This is a genomic window from Mycoplana sp. ABR4_002 (genome assembly GCF_056159645.1).
The window spans coordinates 415,115-439,591 of record NZ_JBSWVO010000002.1; the positions used below are offsets into that span (position 1 = coordinate 415,115).

Sequence of the window (24,477 nt, forward strand, 5' to 3'; positions counted from 1 at the left end):
CGTTTCATTGCAGAGGTAGAGCCATGCCCTTCAAAATGTCCCGTGCCGCCTATGCCAGCATGTTCGGTCCGACCGTGGGGGACAGGGTCCGGCTGGCGGACACCGAACTCTTCGCTGAAGTCGAGCAGGACTTCACCGTCTATGGCGACGAGGTCAAGTTCGGTGGGGGCAAGGTCATTCGCGATGGGATGGGCCAGAGCCAGGCGACGCGCACCGAGGGCGCCGTCGATACCGTCATCACCAATGCGTTGATCCTCGACCATACCGGAATCTACAAGGCCGACGTCGGACTGAAGGACGGCCGCATCCATGCGATCGGCAAGGCCGGCAATCCCGATACCCAGCCCGGAGTGACGATTATCGTCGGCCCGTCGACCGAGGCGATCGCCGGCGAGGGCAAGATCCTGACAGCCGGCGGCATGGATGCGCATATCCACTTTATCTGCCCGCAGCAGATCGAAGAAGCCCTGATGAGTGGCATCACCACCATGCTCGGCGGCGGCACCGGTCCGGCCCACGGGACGCTCGCCACCACCTGCACCGGCGCCTGGCACATCGAGCGCATGATCGAAAGCTTCGATGCCTTCCCGATGAACCTGGCGCTCGCCGGCAAGGGCAATGCCTCGCTGCCGGCGCCGCTCGAGGAGATGGTGCTTGCCGGCGCCTCCTCGTTGAAGCTGCACGAAGACTGGGGCACGACGCCGGCTGCCATCGACAACTGCCTTTCCGTCGCCGACGCCCATGACGTCCAGGTGATGATCCACACCGACACGCTGAACGAGAGCGGTTTCGTCGAGGATACGGTCGCCGCCATCAAGGGGCGCACGATTCATGCCTTCCATACCGAAGGCGCTGGTGGCGGGCATGCCCCCGACATCATCAAGGTCTGCGGCCTGCCGAACGTCATCCCGTCCTCGACCAATCCGACGCGGCCCTACACCGTCAACACCATTGCCGAGCATCTCGACATGCTGATGGTGTGCCACCACCTGTCACCGTCGATCCCGGAGGACATCGCCTTTGCCGAAAGCCGGATCCGCAAGGAGACGATCGCGGCCGAGGATATCCTGCACGACATCGGCGCCTTCTCGATCATCTCGTCCGACAGCCAGGCCATGGGGCGCGTCGGCGAGGTGGCGATCCGCACCTGGCAGACCGCCGACAAGATGAAGCGCCAGCGTGGTCGCCTGCAGGAAGAAGCCGGCGACAACGACAACTTCCGCATCCGCCGCTACATCGCCAAGTACACCATCAATCCGGCGATCGCCCACGGACTCAGTCACGAGATCGGCTCGGTCGAGGTCGGAAAGCGCGCCGACCTCGTCCTTTGGAACCCCGCCTTCTTTGGCGTCAAGCCGGAGATGGTGCTGCTGGGCGGGTCGATCGCGGCGGCCCCCATGGGCGACCCGAATGCGTCGATCCCGACGCCGCAGCCGATGCACTACCGGCCGATGTTCGCGGCCTACGGCAAGCTTCGGACCAACTCGTCCGTCACCTTCGTCTCGAAGGCCTCGCTCGACGCCGGGCTGGCGCAGCGCCTCGGGGTCGCCAAGTCGCTGGTGGCGGTCCGAAACGTGCGCGGCGGCATTTCGAAGGCGTCGATGGTGCACAACAGCCTGACGCCGCATATCGAGGTCGATCCCGAGACCTACGAGGTGCGGGCCGACGGCGAGTTGCTCACCTGCGAGCCGGCCACCGTGCTGCCCATGGCGCAGCGCTATTTCCTGTTCTGACCCGGGCCGAGGAACCGACATGCCCTATCGCTCGACCGAGATCCTGAAGCCCGGGACTGCGCATGCCGACCCGATCGACGTGATCGTGCTCGCGCACGACCAGCGCCACTTGCGTCGCAAGCTCCTGCACATGCGAAATGACGACGTCGTCATGCTCGACCTGAAGGAGCCGGTGCAACTGGCCGATGGCGATCGCCTTCTGCTCGACACCGGTGCCTGCGTGCAGATCGCCGCCGCGGACGAGCCGCTGTACGAGGTCCGCGGGCGCGACCGGTTGCACCTGACAGAGCTTGCCTGGCATCTCGGCAACCGGCACCTGCCGGCACAGATCGAGGCGGAGCGCATCCTCATCCTGCGCGACCACGTCATCGCCGACATGCTGCAGAGGCTGGGCGCCACCGTTGAGGAGGTGATCGCGCCGTTCCATCCGGTTCGCGGCGCCTATCACGGCACCGGGGGGCATGGCCATCACCACCATGAATGACCCGGTCCCGGAGCGGGGCACGATCGCCTTGCTGCGGCTGGCGGCCTGGCTGTCGCCCGCCTTTCCCATCGGCGCCTTCTCCTATTCCGGCGGGCTTGAGCAAGCCGTGCATGATGGGCAAGTGCGCGACCGCGCCAGCTTGCAGGCGTGGTTGGCCACGGTCGTTGGCTGTGGCGCGCAGTGGAACGACGCGGTGCTGCTCGCCGAGGCCTACCGCGCCTGCGACGATCCTGCGCGGCTCGCCGCCGTTGCAGGCCTCGCCGGGGCGCTGGCGGGCTCGGCCGAACGCCATCGCGAGACGATGCTGCAAGGGGAGGCTTTCCTTGCCGCAGCTGCCGCATGGCCCCACCCGGTTCACGGCCGGATCGGCACGATCGCAGCTTATCCGGTGGCCGTCGGGGCGGTGGCCGGCGCACACGCCACCGGGCTTGAGCCGGCGCTTGCCGCCTATCTCCTTGCCGCCGCCTCCAACCTGGTGTCGGTGGCGATCCGCTGCGGCGTGCTCGGACAGCGCGATGGCGTTGCCGTGCTCGCCGCGCTCGAGGCCCCGGTTGCCGAGGCCGCCGCCCGCGCGGCCGACAGCACGCTCGATGATCTCGGTTCGGCGACGATCCTTGCCGACATCGCGAGCCTGCGCCACGAGACGCTTGCAACGCGGCTGTTCCGATCATGACGGCAGCTGCCAGCATGACGCCCGTTTGCATGTTGGCTTTTCGTCAGCGCCGGCCCGCCGTATCCTGCCACGTTTACCCGTCAGCCCATTTCGGAGGTCCCTAGGCCATGACATCGAACAACGGTCCCCTGCGTATCGGCATCGGCGGCCCCGTCGGGTCGGGCAAGACGGCGCTGACCGAAAAGCTGTGCAAGGCGATGCGCGAGCGCTATTCGGTGGCGGTCGTCACCAACGACATCTATACCCGCGAGGACGCCGAGGCGCTGGTGCGGATGCAGGCGCTCGGCTCGGACCGGATCGTGGGCGTCGAGACCGGAGGCTGCCCGCACACGGCGATCCGCGAGGACGCCTCGATCAATCTCCAGGCGATTGCCGAACTCAACCGGCGCATTCCAGATCTCGACGTGATCTTCATCGAGTCCGGCGGCGACAATCTGGCGGCGACGTTCTCGCCCGATCTTGCCGACCTGACGATCTATGTCATCTCGGTGTGCCAGGGCGAGGAGATCCCCCGCAAGGGCGGACCCGGCATCACCCGTTCCGACCTCCTGGTGATCAACAAGAAGGACCTTGCGCCCCATGTTGGCGCCGACCTCGGGGTTATGGAGCGTGACGCGGCCCGGATGCGCTCGGCCCGTCCGTTCGTCTTCTCGGACATGAAGCGCGGCGAGGGCGTCGACCGGATCGTCGAGTTCCTAAGGGTGGAGGGCGGTCTCGCCTGATCCGTCGAGCGACAGGCCCCGGAGCGCGTCCAGCCTCGCGGTCGGCGATCATTGATGCCGGCGTCAATGCACGGAGGCCGTGCTTGCATCGCGTGCGACAAAATGAATACAATATGTACACATAAAGCCAGTTGCATGCGCCGCAAGCGAACCGGCGGTCCACACGAAAGGAAAAAGCGATGAGCCAAGCCGCCACCCTCACAGTCGAAGCTCTTGCCGATCTGGTCGAAGAGATCTTGCGCAAGGGCGGGTTCAGCGCCCGCCAGGCCGGTGCGGTCGCCCGCGTCATCGTCGCCGGTGAGGCAGACGCCTGCAAGTCGCATGGGGTCTATCGCATCGAGGGCTGCCTGCGCACGCTGAAGGCGGGCAAGGTGGTGCCAGATGCCGAGCCGGTTCTGCAGGACGATGGCTCGGCGGTCATCCGGATCGATGCCAGGGGCGGCTTTGCCAATGCGGCCTTCGAGCTCGCGGCGCCGGTCCTGGCCGAACGCGCGCGCAAGCTCGGCGTGGCCGCGCTGGCGATCAACGACTGCACCCATTTTTCCGCGCTATGGCCCGAGGTCGAGGCGCTGACCGCGCTGGGCGTGGCCGCGCTGGCGATGTGCCCGAGCTATGCGACGGTGGCGCCGACGGGAGGCACCAAGCCGCTGCTCGGCACCAATCCGATCGCCTTCGGCTGGCCGCGTCCGGGGTCGTACCCCTATGTGTTCGACTTCGCCACCAGCGTCGCCGCCCGCGGCGAGATCGAACTGCACCGACGGGCTGGCAAGCCTCTGCCTGAAGGCTGGGCGATCGATGCCGACGGCAATCCGACCACCGATCCCGAGCAGGCACTGGCCGGGGCGATGCTGCCCTTCGGTGGCCACAAGGGCTCGGCGATCGCGACGATGGTCGAATTGCTCGCCGGTGTGATGATCGGCGACCTCACCAGCCCCGAGGCGCTGGAGTTCCTCGGCACGACGACGCTTGCCCCGCAGCATGGCGAACTGATTGTCGCCTTCAGCCCCGAACGCCTGTCGGCCAACCGGCGCGGCAACCCCTTCGATCGCGCCGAGGTGCTGTTCGAGGCGGTGGTCGGCCAGGGCGCCCGACTGCCCTCGCAGCGGCGCTTCTCCGCCCGCGAGGTGTCCCGCACGCAGGGGATTTCGCTGACGGCGGAAGAGGTCGCGAAGCTGCAAGACCTTCGCGAGCGCGGGCTTGCGGCCGTCTGACTGCTTTGTGTTTCGGGAACGTGCGGCATCGGCCGCGTCGAGTGACGATCGTATCACCGGCGCGCCGTACCCCTGACGCTCATCTGCGCCCCAGGGTTGGGCTGAGGCCCTCCTGCGGTCGACCGCGGCAGGCTGTCAGCGGCAACGCCGGGAACGATCTCGACGGGGATGTTGGCCTGATCGAGAGCGTTCAGATCGGCATGGCCGCTGCCGAAGGTGAGCCGCACCACGCGCTTTCCCGTCCGGGCGAGCTTGATCATGAGCGAGGTGACGTCGTCCGCTCCGTCGCCGCGACCTCCTGACTGCGTGCCGACCAGCATGCGCCTGGCTTCGCGGCGGGCAAGTTCGAGCACTTCGCCCGAGACGTGCTCGTCGAACAGGATGACGTCGGCGGACTGCAGGGCGCGCACGGCCTTCAGCGTCAGCAGTTCGGCATCACCGGGACCGGCGCCGACGAAGGTCACCTGTCCGGTCGCGACCGTTGTGCCCGCCATGGCCCGCGCGCTGTGCAGCAGCGTCTGCTCGGCATGCGCATCGGCCTCCTCCTTGAAGGCGAGGTCGACGAACCGTTCCCAGAACACTCGCCGCGCGGGTGCGGTCTGCAGCAGAGCGTTGATCCTCGAGCGCAGGTCGTGCGCCAGTTTCGCCCAGGACCGCAGCGACGGTGGCAGCAGCGTCTCGATCTTGCGGCGGATCGCCTGGGCCAGGATGGGGGCGGCGCCGTCGGTGGAGATGGCGACGATGACCGGGGAACGGTTGACGATCGAACCGAACTGGAACTGGCAAAAGGCCGGCTTGTCGATGATGTTGACCGGAACGCCGGCCGAACAGCCGGCTTCGAAGAAGGTGCGGGCGTCATCGTCGTCCTCGCAGTCGGCTATGGCCATGGCGGCAGCCGCGAAATCCGCCGGCGACCAGCGCCGCGGATGGTGGACATAGCGGCCCGTCGGCGTCGACGCGGGCAGGGAATTGAGAGCCTCGGGCCCGACCAGGCCTGCGAAGCACTCCGACAGCGTCTCCGCATAGACGTGAACCTGCGCACCGCAGGCCGCGAGCAGCTCTGCCTTCCATGCGGCGGCGTCCGAACCCCCGGCGACGACCACCTTCCTGCCGGCGAGTGCCCAGAACACCGGCAGCTTGGCGAGCGGTTCCATGCGGGCAGGCGCGTTATTCCGCTGCGGCGGCAAGACATCCATCGATGATCCCCCTGATCTCGGCGCGGCAGGAGCCGCAATTGGTGCCGGCATTGATCTCCTTGCCGACGGCCTTGACCGTGTGGCAGCCGCCGCGGACGGCCGCGACGATCTGGTTGACGCCGACGGAAAAGCAGGAGCAGACAGTGGCGCCCGGGTCCGGCCTGCCGGCGCCGGGGCGTCCGGCGACGAGGGTGAAACGCTTGCGCAGGTTGCCGTGTTCGGCCGCAAGCTGCGATACCGCCCAGGCGCGGGCGACCGCGACCGGCTCGCGGGCGAGGAAGAGGGCGGCGAGCAGGCGGTCGCCGTCGAAGAAGGCAAACCTGAGATCGCCGGTCTGGCGGTCGGCATAACCGAGCGGCTCGATCTCCTCGGCGATTGCGAACGTGTCACGGCACCACGCCGTCCAGTCAGGGATCTCGCTGGCAAAGGCAAGTTCGAGCCGCCAGCCGCCTTCGGCCTTCGCCACCGCCCAGTAGTCGGCCGCCGGTGCTGCCGGCCTGGCGACGGACACCGCAAATCCATAGAAGGCGGCGGCGAACGGACGGGCTGTGACCGCGACGTTCTTCGAGGCCGGCTGCCCGGAAAACCTGTCGGTCAGCGGCGGCACCAGCGCATCGATACGGGCCTTGGCGGCGAACTGGTCGTTCCAGTGCATCGGCACGAAGATGCTGCCGCGTGCCTGACGCCCGGTGATCAGGGCGCGCACGACGGCCTTGCCGTGCGGGCTTTGCAGCTCGACGAGACCGGCATTGCCGACGCCGAGTTCGAGAGCATCGCGCGGGTGAAGCTCGGCAAAGGGCTCGGCGATATGGGCGGAAAGCCGTGCGCTCTTTCCGGTGCGTGTCATCGTGTGCCACTGGTCGCGGATGCGCCCGGTGTTGAGGGTAAAGGGATAGGCGGCGCTGGTGCGATCGGTTCCGGTCGGGTTTACGGCGACGAAGCGGGCCCGACCGTCGCCGTGGAAAAAGCCGCCGTCGGCGAAGAAGCGCCTTGCCCGGGCGTGTCCCGCCTCGCTCGGCGACGCGCGGTCTGCCGGTTCCGGCCACTGGAACGGTGTCATGGTCTCGTATTCCGCACCGGTAATGCCCGCACGGGCGCCGATGTCGAAGTCGCGGCTGCCGCCGTTCTCGTAGGCGGAAAGGGCGGCATGCTCGGCGAAGATCTCCCTCGGAGAGGCATAGTCGAAGCCGGAGTAGCCCATGCGTCGGGCGACTTGGGCCAGCTGCCACCAGTCCGCACGCGCCGCACCGGGGACCGGCAGGAACGGTCGCTGCCGCGAGATACGGCGCTCGGAATTGGTGACGGTGCCGTCCTTCTCGCCCCAGCCGAGCGAGGGCAGCAGCACATGGGCGTGGCGCGCGGTGTCGGTGGTCTTGAGCACATCGGAGACGACAACGAAGGGACAGGTCTTGATGGCCGCCTCGACCGTGTCCGCATCCGGCATCGATACCACCGGGTTGGTCGCCATGATCCACAGCGCCTTGATCCGCCCGTCTGCGACGGCCTGAAACATGTCGACGGCCTTGAGGCCGGGATGCGTCGCGATGGTCGGGGAGCCCCAGAAGCGCTGCACCCGGTCGCGATCATCGGCATTCTCGATCGCCATGTGGGCGGCGAGCATGTTGGCCAGTCCGCCGACCTCGCGCCCGCCCATGGCGTTCGGCTGGCCGGTCAGGGAGAAGGGACCCATGCCCGGCCGGCCGATGCGACCGGTCGCCAGGTGGCAGTTGAGGATCGCGTTCACCTTGTCGGTGCCGGATGACGACTGGTTGACACCCTGGCTATAGCAGGTGACGACCTTTTCGGTGCGCTCGAACAGACCGAAGAACTGGCGGAGCTCGCCGGCGCCGAGCCCGGTCTGCTCCATCAGTTGCGGAAACGTCGTGGTGCTGGCGGCCGCAAAGGCATCGGCGAAACCTTCCGTATGGGCGGCAAGGTAGCTTTCGTCGATCGCCGTGCTCTTGGCGAGGTGGGCGAGCAGGCCATTGAACAGCGCCACGTCTCCGTCGGGCCGGATCGCGAGGTGCAGGTCGGCGATGTCGGCCGTCATCGTCCGGCGCGGGTCGATCACCACCACTCTCATACCCGGCCGGGCGGCCTTGGCGGCGGCAAGGCGCTGGTACAGCACCGGATGGCACCAGGCGAGATTCGAGCCGGTCAGGATGACCAGGTCGGCGAGTTCCAGGTCCTCGTAGCAGCCAGGAACCGTATCTGAGCCAAAGGCGCGCCGATGCCCGGCAACGGAGGACGACATGCACAGGCGCGAGTTGGTGTCGATGTTGGCCGAGCCGATGAAACCCTTCATCAGCTTGTTGGCGACGTAATAGTCCTCGGTCAGGAGCTGCCCGGAGACATAGAAGGCGACGGAGTCGGGGCCATGATCGGCGATCGCCGTCGCAAAACGTTCCGCCACGAGATCGAGCGTCTCGTCCCAGCCGGCGCGCCGACCACCGATCTCCGGATGCAGCAGGCGCCCGTCGAGATCGATGGTCTCGGCCAGTGCCGATCCCTTGGAGCACAGCCGCCCGAAATTGGCCGGATGGTCCGGGTCGCCCTTGACGGTGACCGTGCCGTCATCGTCGATGCGGGCGATCACGCCGCAGCCGACGCCGCAATAGGGGCAGGTGGTTTTCGTATCAGTCGGCATCGGTAGCTCCGTTGCGCTCATTCGGAGGAAAAAGGAGGCTACTCCGCAGCCATCATCAGGCTTTCCAGCGCGATCGAGAGCGCGCCGTCCTCGTTCCTGACGGGAATGGTCCTCACTTCGCCATCGTCGGCGCCGAGCGCCTTGCCGGTCTCCAGCGAGATCACCCAGTTGTGCAGCGGGCAGGTGACGGCCTTGCCGTGCACGATGCCCTGGCTGAGCGGCCCGCCCCTGTGCGGGCAGTGGTCCTCGATGGCGAAGACCTCGTTCTCGGCGGTGCGGAACACGCCGATCTTGCCGTGCGGCGTCTTCACGCAGCGCGCACCGCGCAGCGGAATGTCCTCGATCGTGCCGATGGAATACCAGTTCATTGCCAGTCCTTTCTGTGTCTGCCTTGGGAGTTCCGGGCGGGGCAGCCCCTCCTCCGGATACCGCCCCGCCCGCCGCCTCGCCGCGCCCTCGACCCTCAACGGGGAGACGCGGTCACTCAGCGGCCTCGTTGAAACCAACCGATGCCATCGGCCGGAACTCGTGCTTGTCCTTGCCGGAGACGCGCTCCGACCAGGGATCGACCTGGGCAAACCTCTGCGAGAACACGAAGCGGTCGAAATAGCCTTTCCGCTTCTCCGCATCCGCCATGATCTGGCGGCGGATCTCGTCGAGGCCGATGCGCTTGGCCCACTTGTAGATGCGCTCCAGATAACGAGCCTGCTCGCGGTACATCTGGGTCAGCGCCACGATGTGTTCGAGCGCCTCGTCTTCGGTCTTCACGAGACCGAGCACCTCGGTTCCCTTGATGTCGAGACCGGCGGCGCCGGCGAAGTGGATCTCGAAGCCGCTGTCGACGCAGATGACGCCGATGTCCTTGCAGGTGGCTTCCGCGCAGTTTCGCGGACAGCCGGAGACAGCCATCTTCAGCTTCGCCGGGGTCCATGAGCCCCACATGAACTTCTCGATGCGGATACCGAGGCCGGTCGAGTCCTGCGTGCCGAAGCGGCACCAGTCGGAGCCGACGCAGGTTTTTACCGTGCGCAGGCCCTTTGCATAGGCCTGGCCGGAGACAAAGCCGGCCTTGCCGAGGTCGGCCCAAACGGACGGAAGGTCTTCCTTTTCGATGCCGAGCAGGTCGATGCGCTGGCCGCCGGTCACCTTCACCATCGGAATGGCGAATTTGTCGACAACGTCGGCGATCGCCCGCAACTCGCTCGACGAGGTGACGCCGCCCCACATGCGCGGCACGACCGAATACGTTCCATCCTTCTGGATGTTGGCGTGGACGCGCTCGTTGATGAAGCGCGACTGGTAGTCGTCGGCATATTCGTCCGGCCAGTCGCAGACGAGATAGTAGTTCAGCGCCGGGCGGCACTTGGCGCAACCGCAGGAGCTCTTCCACTCCAGTTCCTGCATGACGGCGGGGATGGTCTTCAGCTTCTTCGCTTTTATCAGGCGCCGGACATCGTCATGGCCGAGTTCGGTGCAGCCGCACATCGGCTGGACCGCGGCGGGGTTGTAGCCGTCCCCGAGCGTCAGCGTCATCAACTGTTCCACGAGCCCCGTGCAGGAGCCGCAGGAGGCCGAGGCCTTGGTGTGAGCACGTACGTCGTCGAGCGAGGTCAGGCCCTTGCCGGCAATGGCCGAGACGATCTTGCCCTTGCAGACGCCGTTGCAGCCGCAGATTTCCGCATCATCCGGCAAGGCTGCAACGGCCGCCATAGGGTCCAGCGGGGACCCTCCCTGGTAGGCCTGGCCGAAGATCAACGTCTCGCGCATTTCGGAGATGTCGGTCTGCTTCTTCTTCAGGTCGTTGAACCAGGCACCGTCGGCGGTCTCGCCGTAGAGCACGGTGCCGATGATCCGGTTCTCCTTCAGCACAAGGCGCTTGTAGACGCCGGCGGAGGCGTCGCGCAGGACGATTTCCTCGCGGTCGTCGCCATCGGCAAAGTCGCCGAGCGAAAACAATTCGATGCCGGTGACCTTGAGCTTGGTCGGCGTGTCGGAATGGACGAAGGCGGCCGAGCGCTCGCCGGCAAGATGGGAGGCCGTGACACGCGCCATCTCGTAGAGGGGGGCGACGAGGCCATAGACCTGGCCGGCGACCTCGGCGCATTCGCCGAGCGCCCAGATGCTGCCATCCGAGGTTTGCATGCCGTCGTCGACGACGATGCCGCGGTTGACCGCGAGGCCGGCGTCCTTGGCGATGCCTACATTCGGTCGGATGCCGACAGCCATGACCACCAGCGTCGCAGGGATGACGCGACCGTCGTCGAGTTCGATGCCTTCGACCTTGCCGTCGCCGATGATCGCCTTGGTATTGGCCTTGCAGATGACCTTGATGCCGCGCTCCTCGACGGCCTTCTGCAGCAGATAGCCGGCGGCGGGATCGAGCTGGCGCTCCATCAGCGTCGGCATGACGTGAAGGACGGTGACGTCCATGCCGCGGTTGGCGAGGCCGGCGGCGGCCTCGAGACCGAGCAGGCCGCCGCCGATGACCACGGCCTTTTCGCGTGACTGGGCGGCGAGCAGCATGGCCTGCACGTCGTCGAGGTCGCGGTAGGTGATGACGCCGCGCAGGTCCTTGCCCGGCACGGGAATGATGAAGGGCACCGAGCCGGTAGCAATCACCAGCTTGTCATAGCTCTCGGTGACGCCGTGGTCGGAGGTGACGGTCTTGGCTGTACGGTCGATCGCGACGATCCTGTGCCCCTTGTAGAGGGTGATGCCGTGCTTGATGTACCAGCCGTCGCCGTGGATGATGATCTCTTCGTACTCCTTCTCGCCGGAGAGAACCGGCGAGAGCATGATACGGTCGTAGTTGACGCGCGGCTCGGCGTTGAAGATCGTCACCTGGTACCGGCCCGGGGCCTTCTCCAACAGGTGCTCCAGCATGCGTCCCGGCGCCATGCCGTTGCCGATGATGACTAGTTTCTCGGTCATGGGTCTTTCCTCGATGTCAGGTGGCGGCGACGGCGGAGACGGACAGGCCGCGGCGGTCCATCTGCCTGACCGAGACGTGCATCCAGATCAGCGACACGGCGACGACGGCGAAGAGCAGCAGGAAGCAGCTGGACCAGAGCCCGGTTGCGTCCTTCAGCAGCCCGAAGGCGATCGGCAGGATGAAGCCGCCAAGACCGCCGACCATGCCGACGACGCCACCGACCGCGCCGACGCTGTCTGGGTAGTAGGCCGGGATGTGCTTGTAGACGGCCGCCTTGCCGAGGCTCATGACGAAGCCGAGGACGAAGACGACGACGATGAAGATCGCCGGCGTGATGCCGATGGCCTGGTCGGGACCGGCTGCCGGCAGGGACAGGATGAGGGTTGCGGCCGCCGAAACGCCGAACATCCAGTACATCACGCTGCGCGCGCCCTTCTTGTCCGACAGCAGGCCGCCGAGGGCGCGAAAGATGCTGCCGGGGATCGAATAGGCGGCGGCGATCATGCCGGCTGCAGCGATGTCGAAGCCGTAGACGCCGACGAGATAACGCGGCAGCCACAGCGACAATGCCACGAAGCCGCCGAAGGCGAAGAAGTAATAGAGCGAGAAGCGCCAGACCTGGGCGTTCTTCAGTGGTGCGAACTCCTGCATCAGGCTCCGGGGAGCCGCGCCCTTCTCGCGGCGGGCGCGGTAGGCCGGATCGTCGGTCGTGGTGAGCCAGAAGACGATCGCCGTGAGGACCAGGGCCGCGGCCCAGATCTGCGCCACTGCCTGCCAGCCCCATGCAAGCAGAACGAACGGGGCGACGAATTTCGTCACCGCCGCGCCGACATTGCCGGCGCCGAAGATGCCGAGCACGGTGCCCTGCTTCTGCGGCGGGTAGAACGGCGAGATATAGGCGACGCCGACGGCGAAGGAGCCGCCGGCGAGGCCGACACCGAGCCCGGCAAGCAGCATCTGCGGATAGGTCGTCGCGTAGGAGAGCAGGAACGTCGCGGCCGCCGAGGCCAGCATCGTCAGCGTGTAGACGAGCCGGCCGCCGTAGCGGCTGGTCCAGACGCCGAGCGCGATCCGGACGAGCGAGCCCGTCAGGATCGGCGTGCCGACCAGGAGGCCGAACTGGGCCTCGGTCAGGCCCAGGTCCTGCTTGATGCGAACGCCGATGATCGCGAAGATCGTCCAGACCGCGAAACAGATGGTGAAAGCGAGCGTGGACATCCACAAGGCTTTGGCTGGTTCGCCGGCGGACATGGCTTGGGTGTTGTCAGACATGGCTTCTCCTGGGCCCGACAAGGTCGTGCCGATCCATCTTGAGGTTGAAAACAAAAAGCCGCTGGCCAGGCCCGCATGCACCTAGGGTGCGCGTTGATCCTGGTCAGCGGCTTTGCTGGGGACGCCCGTCGTTGGACGCCAATTTCGTGGCCCGCAGGCCCGCTGATTGTGAAGCAAGACGCGTGCCATTTCTATAAGTAATTGTTTTTTAATGAATCAGGTCAGGACTGCGGGGCGGCGTCGGTGATCCCTGCCTGTGCTGGTGCAGCAATCGAGCCAAAAATTGTGCAGTGCGTGCAAATTGGGCAGGCGTTACCGACGCGCCTGGGTGGCGATATAGCCGTCGACGTCGTCGGGATCGAACAGGTTGCCGTCGAAGAAACCGTCGGGGCCGAGCGTGAGGGCGCCGGTGGAGCCGACCGGGGTCTCGGCGCGCAAGGCGCCCTCAACCTTGGAACTGGCCGATGGCATGGCGACGCCGAACGCCTTCAGCGTTTCGCGGTAGATGTCCGGCCGGTAGGTGCCGGCGGCGATCGCCTGATTCTTCGGCGTGTGCTCCACCTGCCGCCAGCGAACCATCTGCGTATAGAACCACAGGGCATGGCTCTTCCACGGAAAGGTCGCCGCCTTGGCATGGGGAACGAAGAAGTCCCGGACGGCGCGCGTCTGACCCTCGCGCACCGCGAGCACGCCCTTCAGGGCGGGTAGCAACAGTTCGGCTGGGCGGTCGACATAGGCCGGTCGGGCAAGCAGGGCCGCCAATTCATCGTGGTTCTCGGGCCGGGCGCACCAGCGCGCTGCATCGTAAAGCCCTTTGAGAAGGGCGGCGAGCGCATCCGGGTGCTGGTCGGCCCATCCGGCATTGACGCCCAGCACCTTTTCGGGGCTGGACTTCCAGATTGCCGCCTTGACGGTGGCAAGGTGCGCGCCGCGCTTCAGGACGCCGAAGGTGTTCCACGGCTCCCCGGCACAATAGCCGTCGATGGCACCATTGGCCAGCGCATCGCCCATGTCCGGCGGCGGCAGGACGACGATCTCGATATCGCGGTCGGGGTCGATGCCGCTGGCCGACAGCCAATAGCGCAGTTCGTAGTTGTGACCCGAATAGGGGTGGACGACGCCGAAGCGCGGTGGCGCGCCGCGGCGATCGATCGCCTGTCGCAGGGCGAGGCCGTTGATGCGGGCGTCGAGGTCGTCGGTCGCGCCGTGCTCGGTCATGGAATGCCAAAGGGCGTCCGAGACGGTGACGGCGTTGCCGCCGAGTCCGAGCGCCATTGGCACGACCATTCTTGGGGCCAGTGCGGTCAGGCCGAGATTGCAGGCGATCGGCATCGGGCCAAGGATGTGGGCGACGTCGAACTGGCTGACAGCCAGCCGGTCCCGGATCGTTGCCCAGGATCGCTCGCGCACGAGCGTCAGGTCCACCGATTGCGCTTCCGCAAAACCCTTTTCCCGTGCGGCGACGAGCAGCGCGCTGTCGAGCAGCGGCACGAAGCCGGCGGTGACATGGTGTCTGGTCGTCATTCCTTCGCTCCCGGATCGAGCAGGCTTGCCGCCGTGACGAGACTTTGGGCGATCTCGACGATCTTGCGGTTCTGGTTCATCGCCGTCCGCCGCAGCAACGCATAGGCCTCCTCCTCCGTCAGTCCTCGCGAGCGCATCAGCAGGCCTTTTGCGCGATCGACCACCTTGCGGTTCTCCAGTTCGCCACGCGTCTCCTCGAGTTCGCGGCTGAGTCTGGAAAAGGCGTTGAAGCGGCTGATCGCCATCTTCAGGATCGGGCGGACCCGCTCCTGCTTCAGCCCGTCGACGATATAGGCCGAGACGCCGGCCTCGACCGCCGCCTCGATCGAGGCCTCGTCCGACTGGTCGACGAACATGGCGATCGGGCGTTGCACCGCGCGCGAAATCTGAAAGATGCTTTCCAGCATGTCGCGGTTCGGATTCTCCAGGTCGATGACGATGACGTCGGGATTGATGTCGGCGATGCGCCGCGCCAGGCCGTTCATGTCGTCGATGATGGTGACGTGGTCATAGCCCGCTTCGCGCAGGCCCAGTTCGATGATCGAGGCGCGAATGCCGTTCTCGTCTATGACGAGAACGCTCAGGCTACCCGGTTTCGGCGTTCGGCTGGCCACGGGTCTAGTTCCGCTCGTTGACGCCGGGTGCTTGCGGCCGTGCGGCCGGCGCCGGCGTGGAAGAGTGGGATCGTACCATGCTCGTGCTTGCCGCCCATCGGAATCCTGTTTCTCCCGGCATAGAAAGCGTGCTCCCGCATGCAAATCAAGCAATTTGTTTATTGCGCAAATTTTAGGCAATGCGATCGGAATGGCGGCGCTGCGGCGATAGCCCGCACCTATCGAAGTTTCAGGATTTATCTATTTCATTCGCCCGTCTATGTTGCGCCGCGAAAGCGTGTCCCGCTTTGCAGCAATTTCTATCAGGAGCCCCCATGTCTCTCATCAATACCCCCATCAAGCCGTTCAAGGCACAGGCCTTCAAGCAGGGCAAGTTCATCGAGGTGACGGAAGCCGACATCAAGGGCAAGTGGGCGATCTTCTTCTTCTACCCGGCCGACTTCACCTTCGTTTGCCCGACGGAGCTCGGCGACCTGGCCGATCACCATGAAGAGCTGCAGCGCCTCGGCGTCGAGGTGTTCTCGGTCTCGACCGACACCCATTTCAGCCACAAGGGCTGGCACGACGCCTCGGAGACGATCGGCAAGATCCAGTACGCCATGATCGGCGACCCGACCGGCACGATCACGCGCAATTTCGAGGTCATGCGCGAGGGCGAAGGCCTCGCCGACCGCGGCACCTTCATCGTCGATCCGGACGGCATCATCCAGGCGATGGAAATCACCGCCGAAGGCATCGGCCGCAACGCCGCCGACCTGCTGCGCAAGGTCAAGGCGGCGCAGTATGTCCGCGCGCATCCGAACGAGGTTTGCCCGGCCAAGTGGGAAGAGGGCGCAAAGACGCTCGCGCCGTCGCTGCAACTCGTCGGCAAGATCTGACGATGGATGCTGCCCGCCCCGCACGTGCGGGGCGGGTCTCTGCCCGCGTTCTTCTCCCAAGACCGCAGCCGCGCTGCCCTCATTCCATGCGGAGTGCCCGATGCTCGACGACAACCTGAAAACCCAGCTGAAGACCTATCTCGAAAAGCTTGTCCGGCCGGTCGACATCCTGGCCTCGGCCGACGACAGCGAAACATCGCGGGACATGATGGCGCTGCTCGGCGAGATCGTCGAACTCAGCGACCGGATTACCCTGACCGCGCGCAGCGGCGACGGCGAGCGGGTTCCCTCCTTCGCGCTGACCAGCCCGGGCCACGACATCAGCCTCCGTTTCGCCGGCATTCCGCTTGGCCATGAGTTCACCTCGCTGGTGCTGGCGCTATTGCAGGTCGGCGGCCATCCGCCGCGCACCGAACAGGTGATCCTCGACCAGATCCGCGACCTCGATGGCGAATTTGCCTTCGAGACCTATTTCTCGCTCTCCTGCCAGAACTGCCCGGACGTGGTGCAGGCGCTGAACCTGATGGCCGTGCTCAACCCGGGCATCCGCCACGTGGCGATCGACGGCGGCGTGTTCTCCGCGGAGGTCGAGAGCCGCCAGGTAATGTCCGTGCCCACCGTCTACCTCAACGGCGAGCTGTTTGCGCAGGGCCGCATGGAGGTCGAGGCGATCCTCGCCAAGCTCGACACCGGTTCCGCCGCCCGAACCGCGGCAACGCTCGATGCGCGCGCGTCCTATGAGGTGTTGGTGATCGGCGGCGGGCCGGCCGGCGCCGCGGCCGCGATCTATGCCGCGCGCAAGGGCATCCGCACCGGCATCGCGGCCGAGCGCTTCGGCGGTCAGGTGCTCGACACGATGGCGATCGAGAACTTCATCTCCGTCCGGCACACGGAAGGACCGCAGCTCGCCTCCTCGCTCGAGGCGCATGTGAAGGACCACGACATCGACCTGATGAACCTGCAGCGCGCCGAGAAGCTGGTGCCGGGCAAGGACATGATCGCGGTCGAGCTGGCCAATGGCGCGACGCTGCGCTCGCGGACCGTGATCCTCTCCACCGGGGCGCGCTGGCGGCAGCTCGGCGTTCCGGGCGAGGCGCAGTACCGCAACAAGGGCGTCGCCTACTGCCCGCATTGCGACGGGCCACTGTTCAAGGGCAAGCGCGTGGCCGTCATCGGCGGCGGCAATTCCGGCGTGGAGGCGGCGATCGACCTTGCCAATATTGTCAGCCACGTGACCTTGATCGAATTCGACGGCAAGCTGCGGGCCGACGAGGTTCTGCAGCGCAAGCTGCGCAGCCTGCCGAACGTCGACATCCTGCTCAATAGCAGGGCGACGGAAGTTCTCGGCGACGGTCAAAGGGTCACGGGGCTCACCTATGAGAACCGCATTGCCGGCCAGCGCCACAGTCTGTCGCTGGAAGGCGTCTTCGTGCAGATCGGCCTGCTGCCGAACACCGAGTGGCTGAAGGGCACGCTCGAGCTGTCCTCGCGCGGCGAGATCGTCGTCGACGATCATGGCCGGACCTCGGTCCCCGGCGTCTTCGCCGCCGGCGACTGCACGACCGCGCCCTACAAGCAGATCGTGATCGCGCTCGGCGAGGGGGCCAAGGCCTCGCTCGCGGCCTTCGACCACCTGATGCGCAGCACCGCCCCGGACGCGGATACGGCCGAGGCCGCCTGAGGCGGCCGGAACGACCTGAATGACCCTGCGCGAGCTGGAATACCTGATCGCCCTGGCGGATCATCGGCATTTCGGCCGGGCCGCCGAGGCTTGCCGAGTCAGCCAGCCGACGCTGTCGACGCGGATTTGCAAGCTCGAGGACGATCTCGGCGCCCCCCTGATCGAGCGCTCGCCCCGGTCGGTGATGCTGACTCCCTTCGGTCGCGACGCCGTGGCCAGGGCGAGGCGGATCATGGGCGAGGTCGACGAGATGCGACGAGCGGCACTGCGTTGCCAGAACCCCGGGACCGGCACGCTGCGGCTCGGCATCTTCCCGACGCTCGGCCCCTACCTGCTGCCCTGTGCGGTGCCGCGCTTGCATGCGCGCTATCCAAGGCTAGAGACCCTGCTGGTAGAGGAAAAGAGCGATGGCCTGCTGTCGCGCCTGCGCGAGGGCCAGCTCGACGCGGCGGTGCTGGCGCTACCTGTCGACGACGACCGCCTGCATACGGAACAGCTGTTCGAGGAGCACTTCCTGCTCGCGGTGCCCGCCAGCCATGAGCTGGCATCGCGCGGCACCTTGACGTTGGACGAGCTTGACGGCCACGACCTGATGCTGCTGGAGGAGGGGCATTGCCTGCGCGAGCAGGCGCTCGAGGTCTGCCGGCTCTCTGGCGCCAGCGAGCGTACCTCGTTCCGGGCGACGAGCCTTGAGACACTGCGCCAGATGGTGGGCGCCGAGGTCGGCATGACCTTGCTTCCGGAACTGGCGACGCGGCAGCCGGCCACGGCGCAGATCCACCTGTTGCGGTTCGACGGTGTTTCGCCGCGCCGGCAGATTGGCCTATGCTGGCGCAGGAGCTCGGCAATGAGCGCGTTCCTGAAGGACGTTGCCGCACTCCTGCGGCAGCTCGCCGGGGAGCTACTTTCCGAGGACCGGTAGCCGCCGCATGCTTCGCCGGCACAGATGGCGCCGGCCACAGAGGGCGTGCCATGAAGGCGATGGTGCTTGAGACAATCGGCGAGCCGCTCGCGATGGCCGCATGGTCGGATCCCGTGCCGCAGGCCGGGCAACTGGCGATCAGGGTCGAGGCCTGCGCCGTCTGCCGCACCGACCTTCACGTCGTCGACGGCGACCTGCCCGAACCGAAGCTGCCGCTCGTGCCCGGACATGAGATCGTCGGCATCGTCGAGAAAGTCGGCGCCGGTGTCGACGCCGCCATGCTCGGACGCCGTGTCGGCGTGCCGTGGCTCGGGCACGCCTGCGGCCAGTGCCCCTATTGCCGCCGGGCCGAGGAGAACCTCTGTGACCGGCCGCTGTTCACCGGCTATACGGTCGATGGCGGCTTTGCCACGCATGCGGTGGCCGACGCCGATTTTGCCTTCGAACTCGACCCTGGCCAGGATGCGGCCGCGCTGGCGCCGCTCCTCTGTGCGGGCCTGATCGGCTGGCGCACGCTGAAGAAGGCGGGGGAGGCCAGCCGCATCGGCATCTACGGCTTCGGTGCCGCCGCTCACATCATCACCCAGGTCTGCCGCTGGCAGGGGCGCGAGGTCTATGCCTTCACGCGGGAGGGCGACCGTGCCGCGCAGGCGTTCGCGGCCGGCCTTGGGGCCGTTTGGGCGGGGAGCGCGCGCGAAGCGGCGCCGGTCGAACTGGACGCGGCGCTGATCTTCGCTCCGGTCGGCGAACTCGTCCCGGTAGCGCTGCGTGCGGTCCGCAAAGGTGGGCGGGTCGTGTGCGGCGGCATTCACATGAGCGAGATTCCGGCCATGCCCTATTCGATCCTGTGGGGCGAACGGAGGGTGGAATCGGTGGCCAACCTGACGCGCCAGGACGGGCGGGAGTTCTTCGATATCGCAAGACAGGCCGGGGTCAGGACGCACACCATTCCCTATGCGCTGGCAAGGGCCAACGAGGCGCTGGCCGACCTGCGCGCCGGGCGGCTGAGCGGCGCGGCGGTCCTGATCCCTTGAGGCAACGTCATTCTCAAGGCGCATCGGGCCGCGGGGCGAGGATGTCGCCAACGACCGCTTCCGGCGGGCGGGCGCTGTCGATCCGAAGGAAAAAAGATCGACATCAAGGGCGGCTGAAGCCGCCCCGCGCCGAACGGAAGGCAAGACACCGAGGGCGCGGCGCCAGGGTGTTGGGCCCGGCGTAAACGCGCCTCATGCGAACGGCTCGGCCGGTCCCTTGGCCGGCGGTGTGAACCAGGCTGGCCCGGCCTCGGCCATGTGGATGTGATCCTCGAGGCGGATCCCGAAGCGTCCGGGAAAGACAACCATCGGCTCATTGGAGAAGCACATGCCCTCGACGAGCGGCGTCGTGTTGCCGCGGACGAGGTAGGGTTCCTCGTGGATCTCCAGGCCCAGGCCATGGCCGGCGCGATGCGGCAGGCCGGGCAGGCGATAGCCGGGGCCAAGTCCGTGCCTTTCGAGCACGGTCCGCGCGGCGTCGTCGAGACCCTGGCAGGGCGCGCCGATCCTCGCGGCCTCGAACACCGCCTGCTGCGCCTCGCGCTCGATTGCCCAGGCGCGGGCGAAATCGGCTTCCGGCTCGTCCAGGGTATAGGTGCGGGTGAGGTCGGAGTGGTAGCCGTCGAGACGCGTTCCGGTATCGACGAGAATGGCCTCGCCCGCCGCCAGCATCTGGTCGCCGTCGGCGCCGTGCGGCAGAGAGGTCGCCGCACCGAAGGAAACGATGCAGAAAGTGGAGCCGCCGGGTGCACCGAGCGCCCTATGCTGCTCATCGATGTAGCGCACCACCTCGGAGGCTCGGATTCCCGGTTTCATGATGGCGTGCGCGCGCCGTTGCACCTCGAGCGTGAGCGTCATGGCATGCCGGATCAGCGCGATTTCAGCGGGGGACTTCCGCAGCCGCAGGCCGCGGATCAACGGGCCGCCGTCGGTGAGGCGACCGGGGCCGAGGCGCGCGGCGAGCGTGTGGTAGGCAAACAGCGGCAATGCGTCGTCCAGCGCCAGCGATCCCTTTGCACCCATCAGATCGGCAATGAGCGCTGCCGGATCATGGTCTTCTTCCCACGTGGCGAACTCGCCCTCGAGATGGGGAAGGGTCTCCACCCGGCTGCGCTCGAACGCCGGTACGACGTAGATCAGCCTCGCAGGGGTCACCAGTGCGCCGAGCAGCCGCTCGCTCTGGTGCCACACCAGTCCGGTAAAGTAACGGAGGCTCTCCGTCGATCCGAGCAGGACCGCGGCAACGCCAGCCCGCTCCATGGCGTCTCGCAGGCGCAGAAGCCGTGCCTGCCGCTCGGTGTCGGTGATCGGGCCGGGTGGGCTTGACGCAGTCATGCGGAACTCCAGTTTGTTGCGGTGTTGCAGTCAACGCCCGGGACGAGCCGGACTGTCGGTACACCTTATTTTGTTTGTGGTCAGTTTGTCGACAGCCTTGGCGACTGCTATGGATCATGCGGCGCGATGCAACGCGCAGACGAGATAAAACGCAGCCCAAGGACGAGACCATGCCAGTGTGCGAATATACAATTCCCGGAATGCTCATCCGCGACCATCTGGTGCCGGTTCCCCTCGACTGGTCGAGCCCGGAGGGCGACACCATCGACGTCTTTGCCCGCGAGATCTGCGACCCGGCGCGGCGCCGAGAGCAACTGCCGATGCTGGCCTTCCTGCAGGGTGGTCCCGGCGGCAAGTCGCCGCGCCCGGCGGGCGGCGGGCCGCCCTGGCTGGCTGAGGCGCTCAAGACCCACCGTGTCATCCTCATCGACCAGCGTGGCACCGGTCGCAGCACGCGAGTCGAGAGCGCGACCATGGCCGCCTTTAAAGATGGGGCGGCGGCGGCCGACTATCTTTGCCATTTCCGGGCCGACAGCATCGTCGCCGATTGCGAACACCTGCGCAAGAGCGTCTTTGGCGGAGCCAGGTGGTCGACGCTCGGGCAGAGCTACGGCGGCTTCCTGACGCTGACCTATCTGTCGAGAGCGCCGGAAGGGCTTTCGGCCTGCTACGTGACCGGCGGGCTGGCGGGACTGGAGGCGTCGGCCGACGACGTCTACCGCCGAACCTACCCGCGCGTCGCCGAGAAGAACGAGCGCTACTACCGCCGCTATCCGCACGACCGCCAACGGATCGGGCAGATTGCCGATTTCGTCGCTTCGAGCGACGTGCTGCTGCCGGACGGCGACCGCCTCAGCGTGCGCCGCCTGCAGACGATCGGCATCGACCTCGGCATGGCGCCCGGTTTCGAGAACGTCCACTGGCTGATCGACGAGGCCTTTTCCGGACCGGCGCATGACCGACTGTCGGATCACTTCCTTGCCGCCGTCATGGAACAGACATCCTATGACGCCAATCCGCTCTTCGCCGTCCTGCAGGAGAGCATCTACGGGCAAGGCCAGGGTGCGACCGGCTGGGCGGCGGAGCGGATCCGCGCCGAACACCCGGCGTTCGGCGAAACGAACCGGCCGCTGCTGTTCACCGGCGAGATGATGTATCCGTGGATGTTCGAGGAGATCCGCTCGCTGCGGCCGTTCCGTGCCGCCGCCGAAGCCCTTGCCGCGCGCTCTGGCCATTCCCGGCTCTACGACCCCGACCGGCTGGCCGCAAACGAGGTGCCGGTGGCGGCCGCAGTCTATTTCGACGACATGTATGTCGACGCCGGTCTGTCGCTCGACACCGCACACCATGTCGGCAACCTCGAGGCCTGGGTGACGAATGAATACGAGCACGACGGCGTGCGCCAGTCGGCTGCGGTCTTCTCGCGGCTGGTGGCGATGGTGAAGGAACGCGGCGGCCCGCTGGCATGACGGTGTCCGGCCGAGCGGGGCCGGCGAGGGTGCATTGCGGCGGCGCAGGCCCTTGTCATCCCTGCACGGACAGGTCCATCTGCCGCTGCAGGTCGCGGGCGACATAGTCCTGAATCTGCCGGACGATCTGCCTCGCGTGCCTTGTCGCCAGCCGGTCGCACGCCTCGACGTCGCCGGCTTCGATCGCGGCGATGATCTCCTCGTGCTCGTCGACATATTGGCGCGGAAGCTGGTCGTCGAAGCTCGAATAGTACAGCCGCAGGATGCGCCGTCCCTCGTCCAGCAGGCGGGTAAAGAAGGCGGTGTAATAGGCGTTACCGCCGAGTTCGGCGATGGCGACGTGGAATTCGCGGTTCGCCTCGATCATGGCAAAGGCGTCGCGGTTCTCCACGGCCTTGGCGAACTCGCACTGGTGGGCTCGGATCCTGGAAAGGAGCGCGGGGTCTTTCCGCGTCGCCGCGGCGCGGGTCGTGGCGCGGTACATCAGCATCAGCGCGTCGAAATAGGCCGGCAGAGCGGCGAAATCGATGGCTGCCACCACCGTGTTGCGGTTCGGCAGGCTCGTAACCAGCCCATCGGCGGCAAGCCGCAACAAGGCTTCGCGCACCGGGGTTCGCGACATCCGGAAGCGCTCGGACAGGCGCACCTCGTCAAGCGGGCTGCCGGGCTTCAGGGCCATGGTCAGAATTTCCTGTCGGATTTTTTCGTAGACCGTCTGCGTACCGGAGCCGCGTGCCCCCCTTGCCTCCATCTGCATCCCGTCCTTCTGTTGTGGCCTGGCGTCGGGCCGATCGCTCATCGACATCTTGCTTGCCGGATACCACAGATCAAGCCTTCTTCGCTCAACCTGCCGTCCAATCCTCGGCTGTGTGGGGCGCAGGCGGTGGAACCGGAGTTGGGTGACGGGCGTTTTTCCCTGGATAAATGGCCGTGCATGGCGATTTTACGAATGTGGCAAAAAAGAGAAAGAAATACTCTATCATTCTTATAGACATTCTCTATAATCCACCTGGCCAGGCAATGAATTGCCAGGGCGGGGGCGTTTGCGTGAACGCTTTTCTGCGGAGCGCGAGAGCCACGAGAAAGGACGACCACGATGAGCAATGCGGATGCTTTCGGCAAGGCCGGCTACAGTCAGAAGCGCCAATCCTATTCGCCGCGTCCGGAGCGGGCGCGCCGCTGGGCTCTCGACGGCATTGTCTGCAACGTGGCCGCGGGCGCGGCTTTCCTCTTTCTCGTCGCATTGGTGCTCGGCCTGATCGGCCACTGACGCGCACTCACAGGCCCCAGATCCGCCTGGCGTTGGCGCGGTAGAGTTTTTCCCGTTCCCCCGCCGAGCATTGCCCGAAGATCACCTGGGTGGCACCGACCCAGGTGGAAAGCCCGCCGCCCTTGGTGCAGACGGGCCAGTCGCTGCCCCAGACGACGCGATCCCAGCCGAACGCCGCGACGATGTGCTCGGCATAGGGCCGGATCGTGTCGACCGTCCAGGTCTGAGGGTCGGCATAGGCGACGACGCCCGAGACCTTGGCCGTGACGTTCGGTCGGCTGGCGATCTCGCTGATACCGCGCTTCCATTGATCGAAGGCGCCGGCCACGATATCCGGCACACCGCAATGGTCCAGCACGAAGCGGACCGCGGGCGCACTGTCGATCAGGGCGGCCGCCAGGGGCTGCTGGCGCGCGAGCATGCAGATGTCGAAGGTCAGGCGGCTGTCGGCCATCCGCTTGAGATTGTCACGAAACAGCGCCTGCTCGGAAATGTCGTCGGGGACCACGTGCAGCACGCGGCGAAAGCCCTTGACGAACGGATCGGCCTCGCAACGCTCAAGATAGGCGGCAAACCCGATCTCCTCCGGCCGGCAGGCGGCAATGACGCCCTGGACCAGGCTGCCCCGGGCCGCGGCCAGGCTGCGGACCATCTCCGTCTCAACCTCGATGTCGGCGGTGGCGACGTCCACCTCCATGTGCAGCGCGCCTTCAATGCCAAGGCGCCTCGCCTCCTGCACATATTCGGGATAGGTGAAGTCGCGGTTCAGGTCACCGGCTCCCGACAGCCACGGATAGCTGAGGCGCGACTGGTCGATCAGGTGAAGATGGGTGTCGATGAACACGATGCGCCTCCCTCGTCCGCTGCGCCGGATCGGCAT

20 protein-coding genes and 1 pseudogene are annotated in these 24,477 nt (G+C 66.5%); 11 read left to right on the top strand and 10 right to left on the bottom strand.

Annotated features, from left to right (window positions below; translation table 11 throughout):
• Window positions 1–23 precede the first annotated feature (23 nt).
• The 5 genes from ureC (at window position 24) to ACXAGF_RS22185 (ending at window position 4,823) form a co-directional block, all read left to right on the top strand.
• Window positions 24–1,733 carry an urease subunit alpha gene (gene ureC / locus ACXAGF_RS22165; RefSeq protein ID WP_475019703.1) on the top strand — a complete coding sequence of 570 codons (1,710 nt, stop codon included), beginning with the start codon at window positions 24–26 and terminating at the stop codon, window positions 1,731–1,733.
• Window positions 1,734–1,752: 19 nt separating this feature from the next.
• A complete protein-coding gene (gene ureE, locus ACXAGF_RS22170; protein WP_475019704.1) occupies window positions 1,753–2,217 on the top strand; it encodes an urease accessory protein UreE in 465 nt (154 codons plus the stop codon).
• The gene (locus tag ACXAGF_RS22175) at window positions 2,195–2,890 is read left to right on the top strand and encodes an urease accessory protein UreF (protein WP_475019705.1); all 696 of its coding nucleotides are present in this window, start codon (window positions 2,195–2,197) and stop codon (window positions 2,888–2,890) included. Before ureE ends, ACXAGF_RS22175 begins: the two co-directional genes overlap by 23 nt.
• A gap of 107 nt (window positions 2,891–2,997) precedes the next feature.
• Window positions 2,998–3,612, top strand: a complete 615-nt coding sequence (gene ureG / locus ACXAGF_RS22180; protein ID WP_475019706.1) for an urease accessory protein UreG — start codon at window positions 2,998–3,000, stop codon at window positions 3,610–3,612.
• 179 nt (window positions 3,613–3,791) lie between these two features.
• Entirely contained in the window at window positions 3,792–4,823 is a 1,032-nt protein-coding gene (locus ACXAGF_RS22185) for an Ldh family oxidoreductase (RefSeq protein WP_475019707.1), read from the top strand.
• A gap of 71 nt (window positions 4,824–4,894) precedes the next feature.
• Here ACXAGF_RS22185 and ACXAGF_RS22190 read toward each other — a convergent pair.
• The 7 genes and pseudogenes from ACXAGF_RS22190 to ACXAGF_RS22220 all read right to left on the bottom strand — a co-directional run.
• Window positions 4,895–6,019, bottom strand: a pseudogene (locus ACXAGF_RS22190) (siroheme synthase family protein); the annotation flags it as partial.
• Window positions 5,991–8,666, bottom strand: coding sequence for a nitrate reductase (locus ACXAGF_RS22195; RefSeq protein WP_475019708.1), 2,676 nt, complete (start codon window positions 8,664–8,666; stop codon window positions 5,991–5,993). The pseudogene ACXAGF_RS22190 and the gene ACXAGF_RS22195, both read right to left, overlap by 29 nt.
• A 38-nt stretch (window positions 8,667–8,704) precedes the next feature.
• Entirely contained in the window at window positions 8,705–9,034 is a 330-nt protein-coding gene (nirD, locus tag ACXAGF_RS22200) for a nitrite reductase small subunit NirD (protein ID WP_475019709.1), read from the bottom strand.
• 112 nt (window positions 9,035–9,146) lie between these two features.
• Window positions 9,147–11,597 carry a nitrite reductase large subunit NirB gene (gene nirB, locus ACXAGF_RS22205; RefSeq protein ID WP_475019710.1) on the bottom strand — a complete coding sequence of 817 codons (2,451 nt, stop codon included), beginning with the start codon at window positions 11,595–11,597 and terminating at the stop codon, window positions 9,147–9,149.
• Window positions 11,598–11,613: 16 nt separating this feature from the next.
• A complete protein-coding gene (locus tag ACXAGF_RS22210; protein ID WP_475019711.1) occupies window positions 11,614–12,870 on the bottom strand; it encodes an MFS transporter in 1,257 nt (418 codons plus the stop codon).
• A 312-nt stretch (window positions 12,871–13,182) separates the two neighbouring features.
• Window positions 13,183–14,394, bottom strand: coding sequence for a CmpA/NrtA family ABC transporter substrate-binding protein (locus ACXAGF_RS22215; RefSeq protein ID WP_475019712.1), 1,212 nt, complete (start codon window positions 14,392–14,394; stop codon window positions 13,183–13,185).
• Complete coding sequence (locus ACXAGF_RS22220) at window positions 14,391–15,008, bottom strand: ANTAR domain-containing response regulator (RefSeq protein WP_475019713.1); 618 nt, start codon at window positions 15,006–15,008, stop codon at window positions 14,391–14,393. The genes ACXAGF_RS22215 and ACXAGF_RS22220 overlap by 4 nt, the downstream gene beginning before the upstream one ends.
• Window positions 15,009–15,322: 314 nt before the next feature.
• On the opposite strand from ACXAGF_RS22220, the gene ahpC reads away from it, so the two are divergent.
• From ahpC to ACXAGF_RS22240, 4 genes are all read left to right on the top strand, one after another.
• Window positions 15,323–15,886 carry an alkyl hydroperoxide reductase subunit C gene (gene ahpC / locus ACXAGF_RS22225; RefSeq protein WP_475019714.1) on the top strand — a complete coding sequence of 188 codons (564 nt, stop codon included), beginning with the start codon at window positions 15,323–15,325 and terminating at the stop codon, window positions 15,884–15,886.
• Window positions 15,887–15,986: 100 nt separating this feature from the next.
• Window positions 15,987–17,567: an alkyl hydroperoxide reductase subunit F gene (ahpF, locus tag ACXAGF_RS22230; protein WP_475019715.1), complete on the top strand. Its 1,581-nt coding sequence runs from the start codon at window positions 15,987–15,989 to the stop codon at window positions 17,565–17,567.
• Window positions 17,568–17,586: 19 nt separating this feature from the next.
• Window positions 17,587–18,489: a LysR substrate-binding domain-containing protein gene (locus tag ACXAGF_RS22235; protein ID WP_475019716.1), complete on the top strand. Its 903-nt coding sequence runs from the start codon at window positions 17,587–17,589 to the stop codon at window positions 18,487–18,489.
• A 50-nt stretch (window positions 18,490–18,539) separates the two neighbouring features.
• Window positions 18,540–19,523 (top strand): zinc-dependent alcohol dehydrogenase family protein, encoded by a 984-nt coding sequence (locus ACXAGF_RS22240; RefSeq protein WP_475019717.1) that lies wholly within the window; start codon window positions 18,540–18,542, stop codon window positions 19,521–19,523.
• Window positions 19,524–19,715: 192 nt separating this feature from the next.
• Here the strand turns inward: ACXAGF_RS22240 and ACXAGF_RS22245 are convergent, their stop codons facing one another.
• Entirely contained in the window at window positions 19,716–20,858 is a 1,143-nt protein-coding gene (locus ACXAGF_RS22245) for a M24 family metallopeptidase (protein WP_475019718.1), read from the bottom strand.
• 170 nt (window positions 20,859–21,028) lie between these two features.
• On the opposite strand from ACXAGF_RS22245, the gene ACXAGF_RS22250 reads away from it, so the two are divergent.
• Window positions 21,029–22,327: an alpha/beta fold hydrolase gene (locus tag ACXAGF_RS22250; protein ID WP_475019719.1), complete on the top strand. Its 1,299-nt coding sequence runs from the start codon at window positions 21,029–21,031 to the stop codon at window positions 22,325–22,327.
• A 55-nt stretch (window positions 22,328–22,382) separates the two neighbouring features.
• Here the strand turns inward: ACXAGF_RS22250 and ACXAGF_RS22255 are convergent, their stop codons facing one another.
• Entirely contained in the window at window positions 22,383–23,084 is a 702-nt protein-coding gene (locus tag ACXAGF_RS22255; RefSeq protein ID WP_475019753.1) for a GntR family transcriptional regulator, read from the bottom strand.
• A gap of 339 nt (window positions 23,085–23,423) precedes the next feature.
• Here ACXAGF_RS22255 and ACXAGF_RS22260 point away from each other — a divergent pair, with 339 nt between their 5' ends.
• Window positions 23,424–23,597, top strand: coding sequence for a hypothetical protein (locus tag ACXAGF_RS22260; RefSeq protein WP_475019720.1), 174 nt, complete (start codon window positions 23,424–23,426; stop codon window positions 23,595–23,597).
• Between the two features lie 7 nt (window positions 23,598–23,604).
• On the opposite strand, the gene ACXAGF_RS22265 is transcribed toward ACXAGF_RS22260, so the two are convergent.
• The gene (locus ACXAGF_RS22265) at window positions 23,605–24,441 is read right to left on the bottom strand and encodes an amidohydrolase family protein (RefSeq protein WP_475019754.1); all 837 of its coding nucleotides are present in this window, start codon (window positions 24,439–24,441) and stop codon (window positions 23,605–23,607) included.
• Window positions 24,442–24,477: the final 36 nt, after the last annotated feature.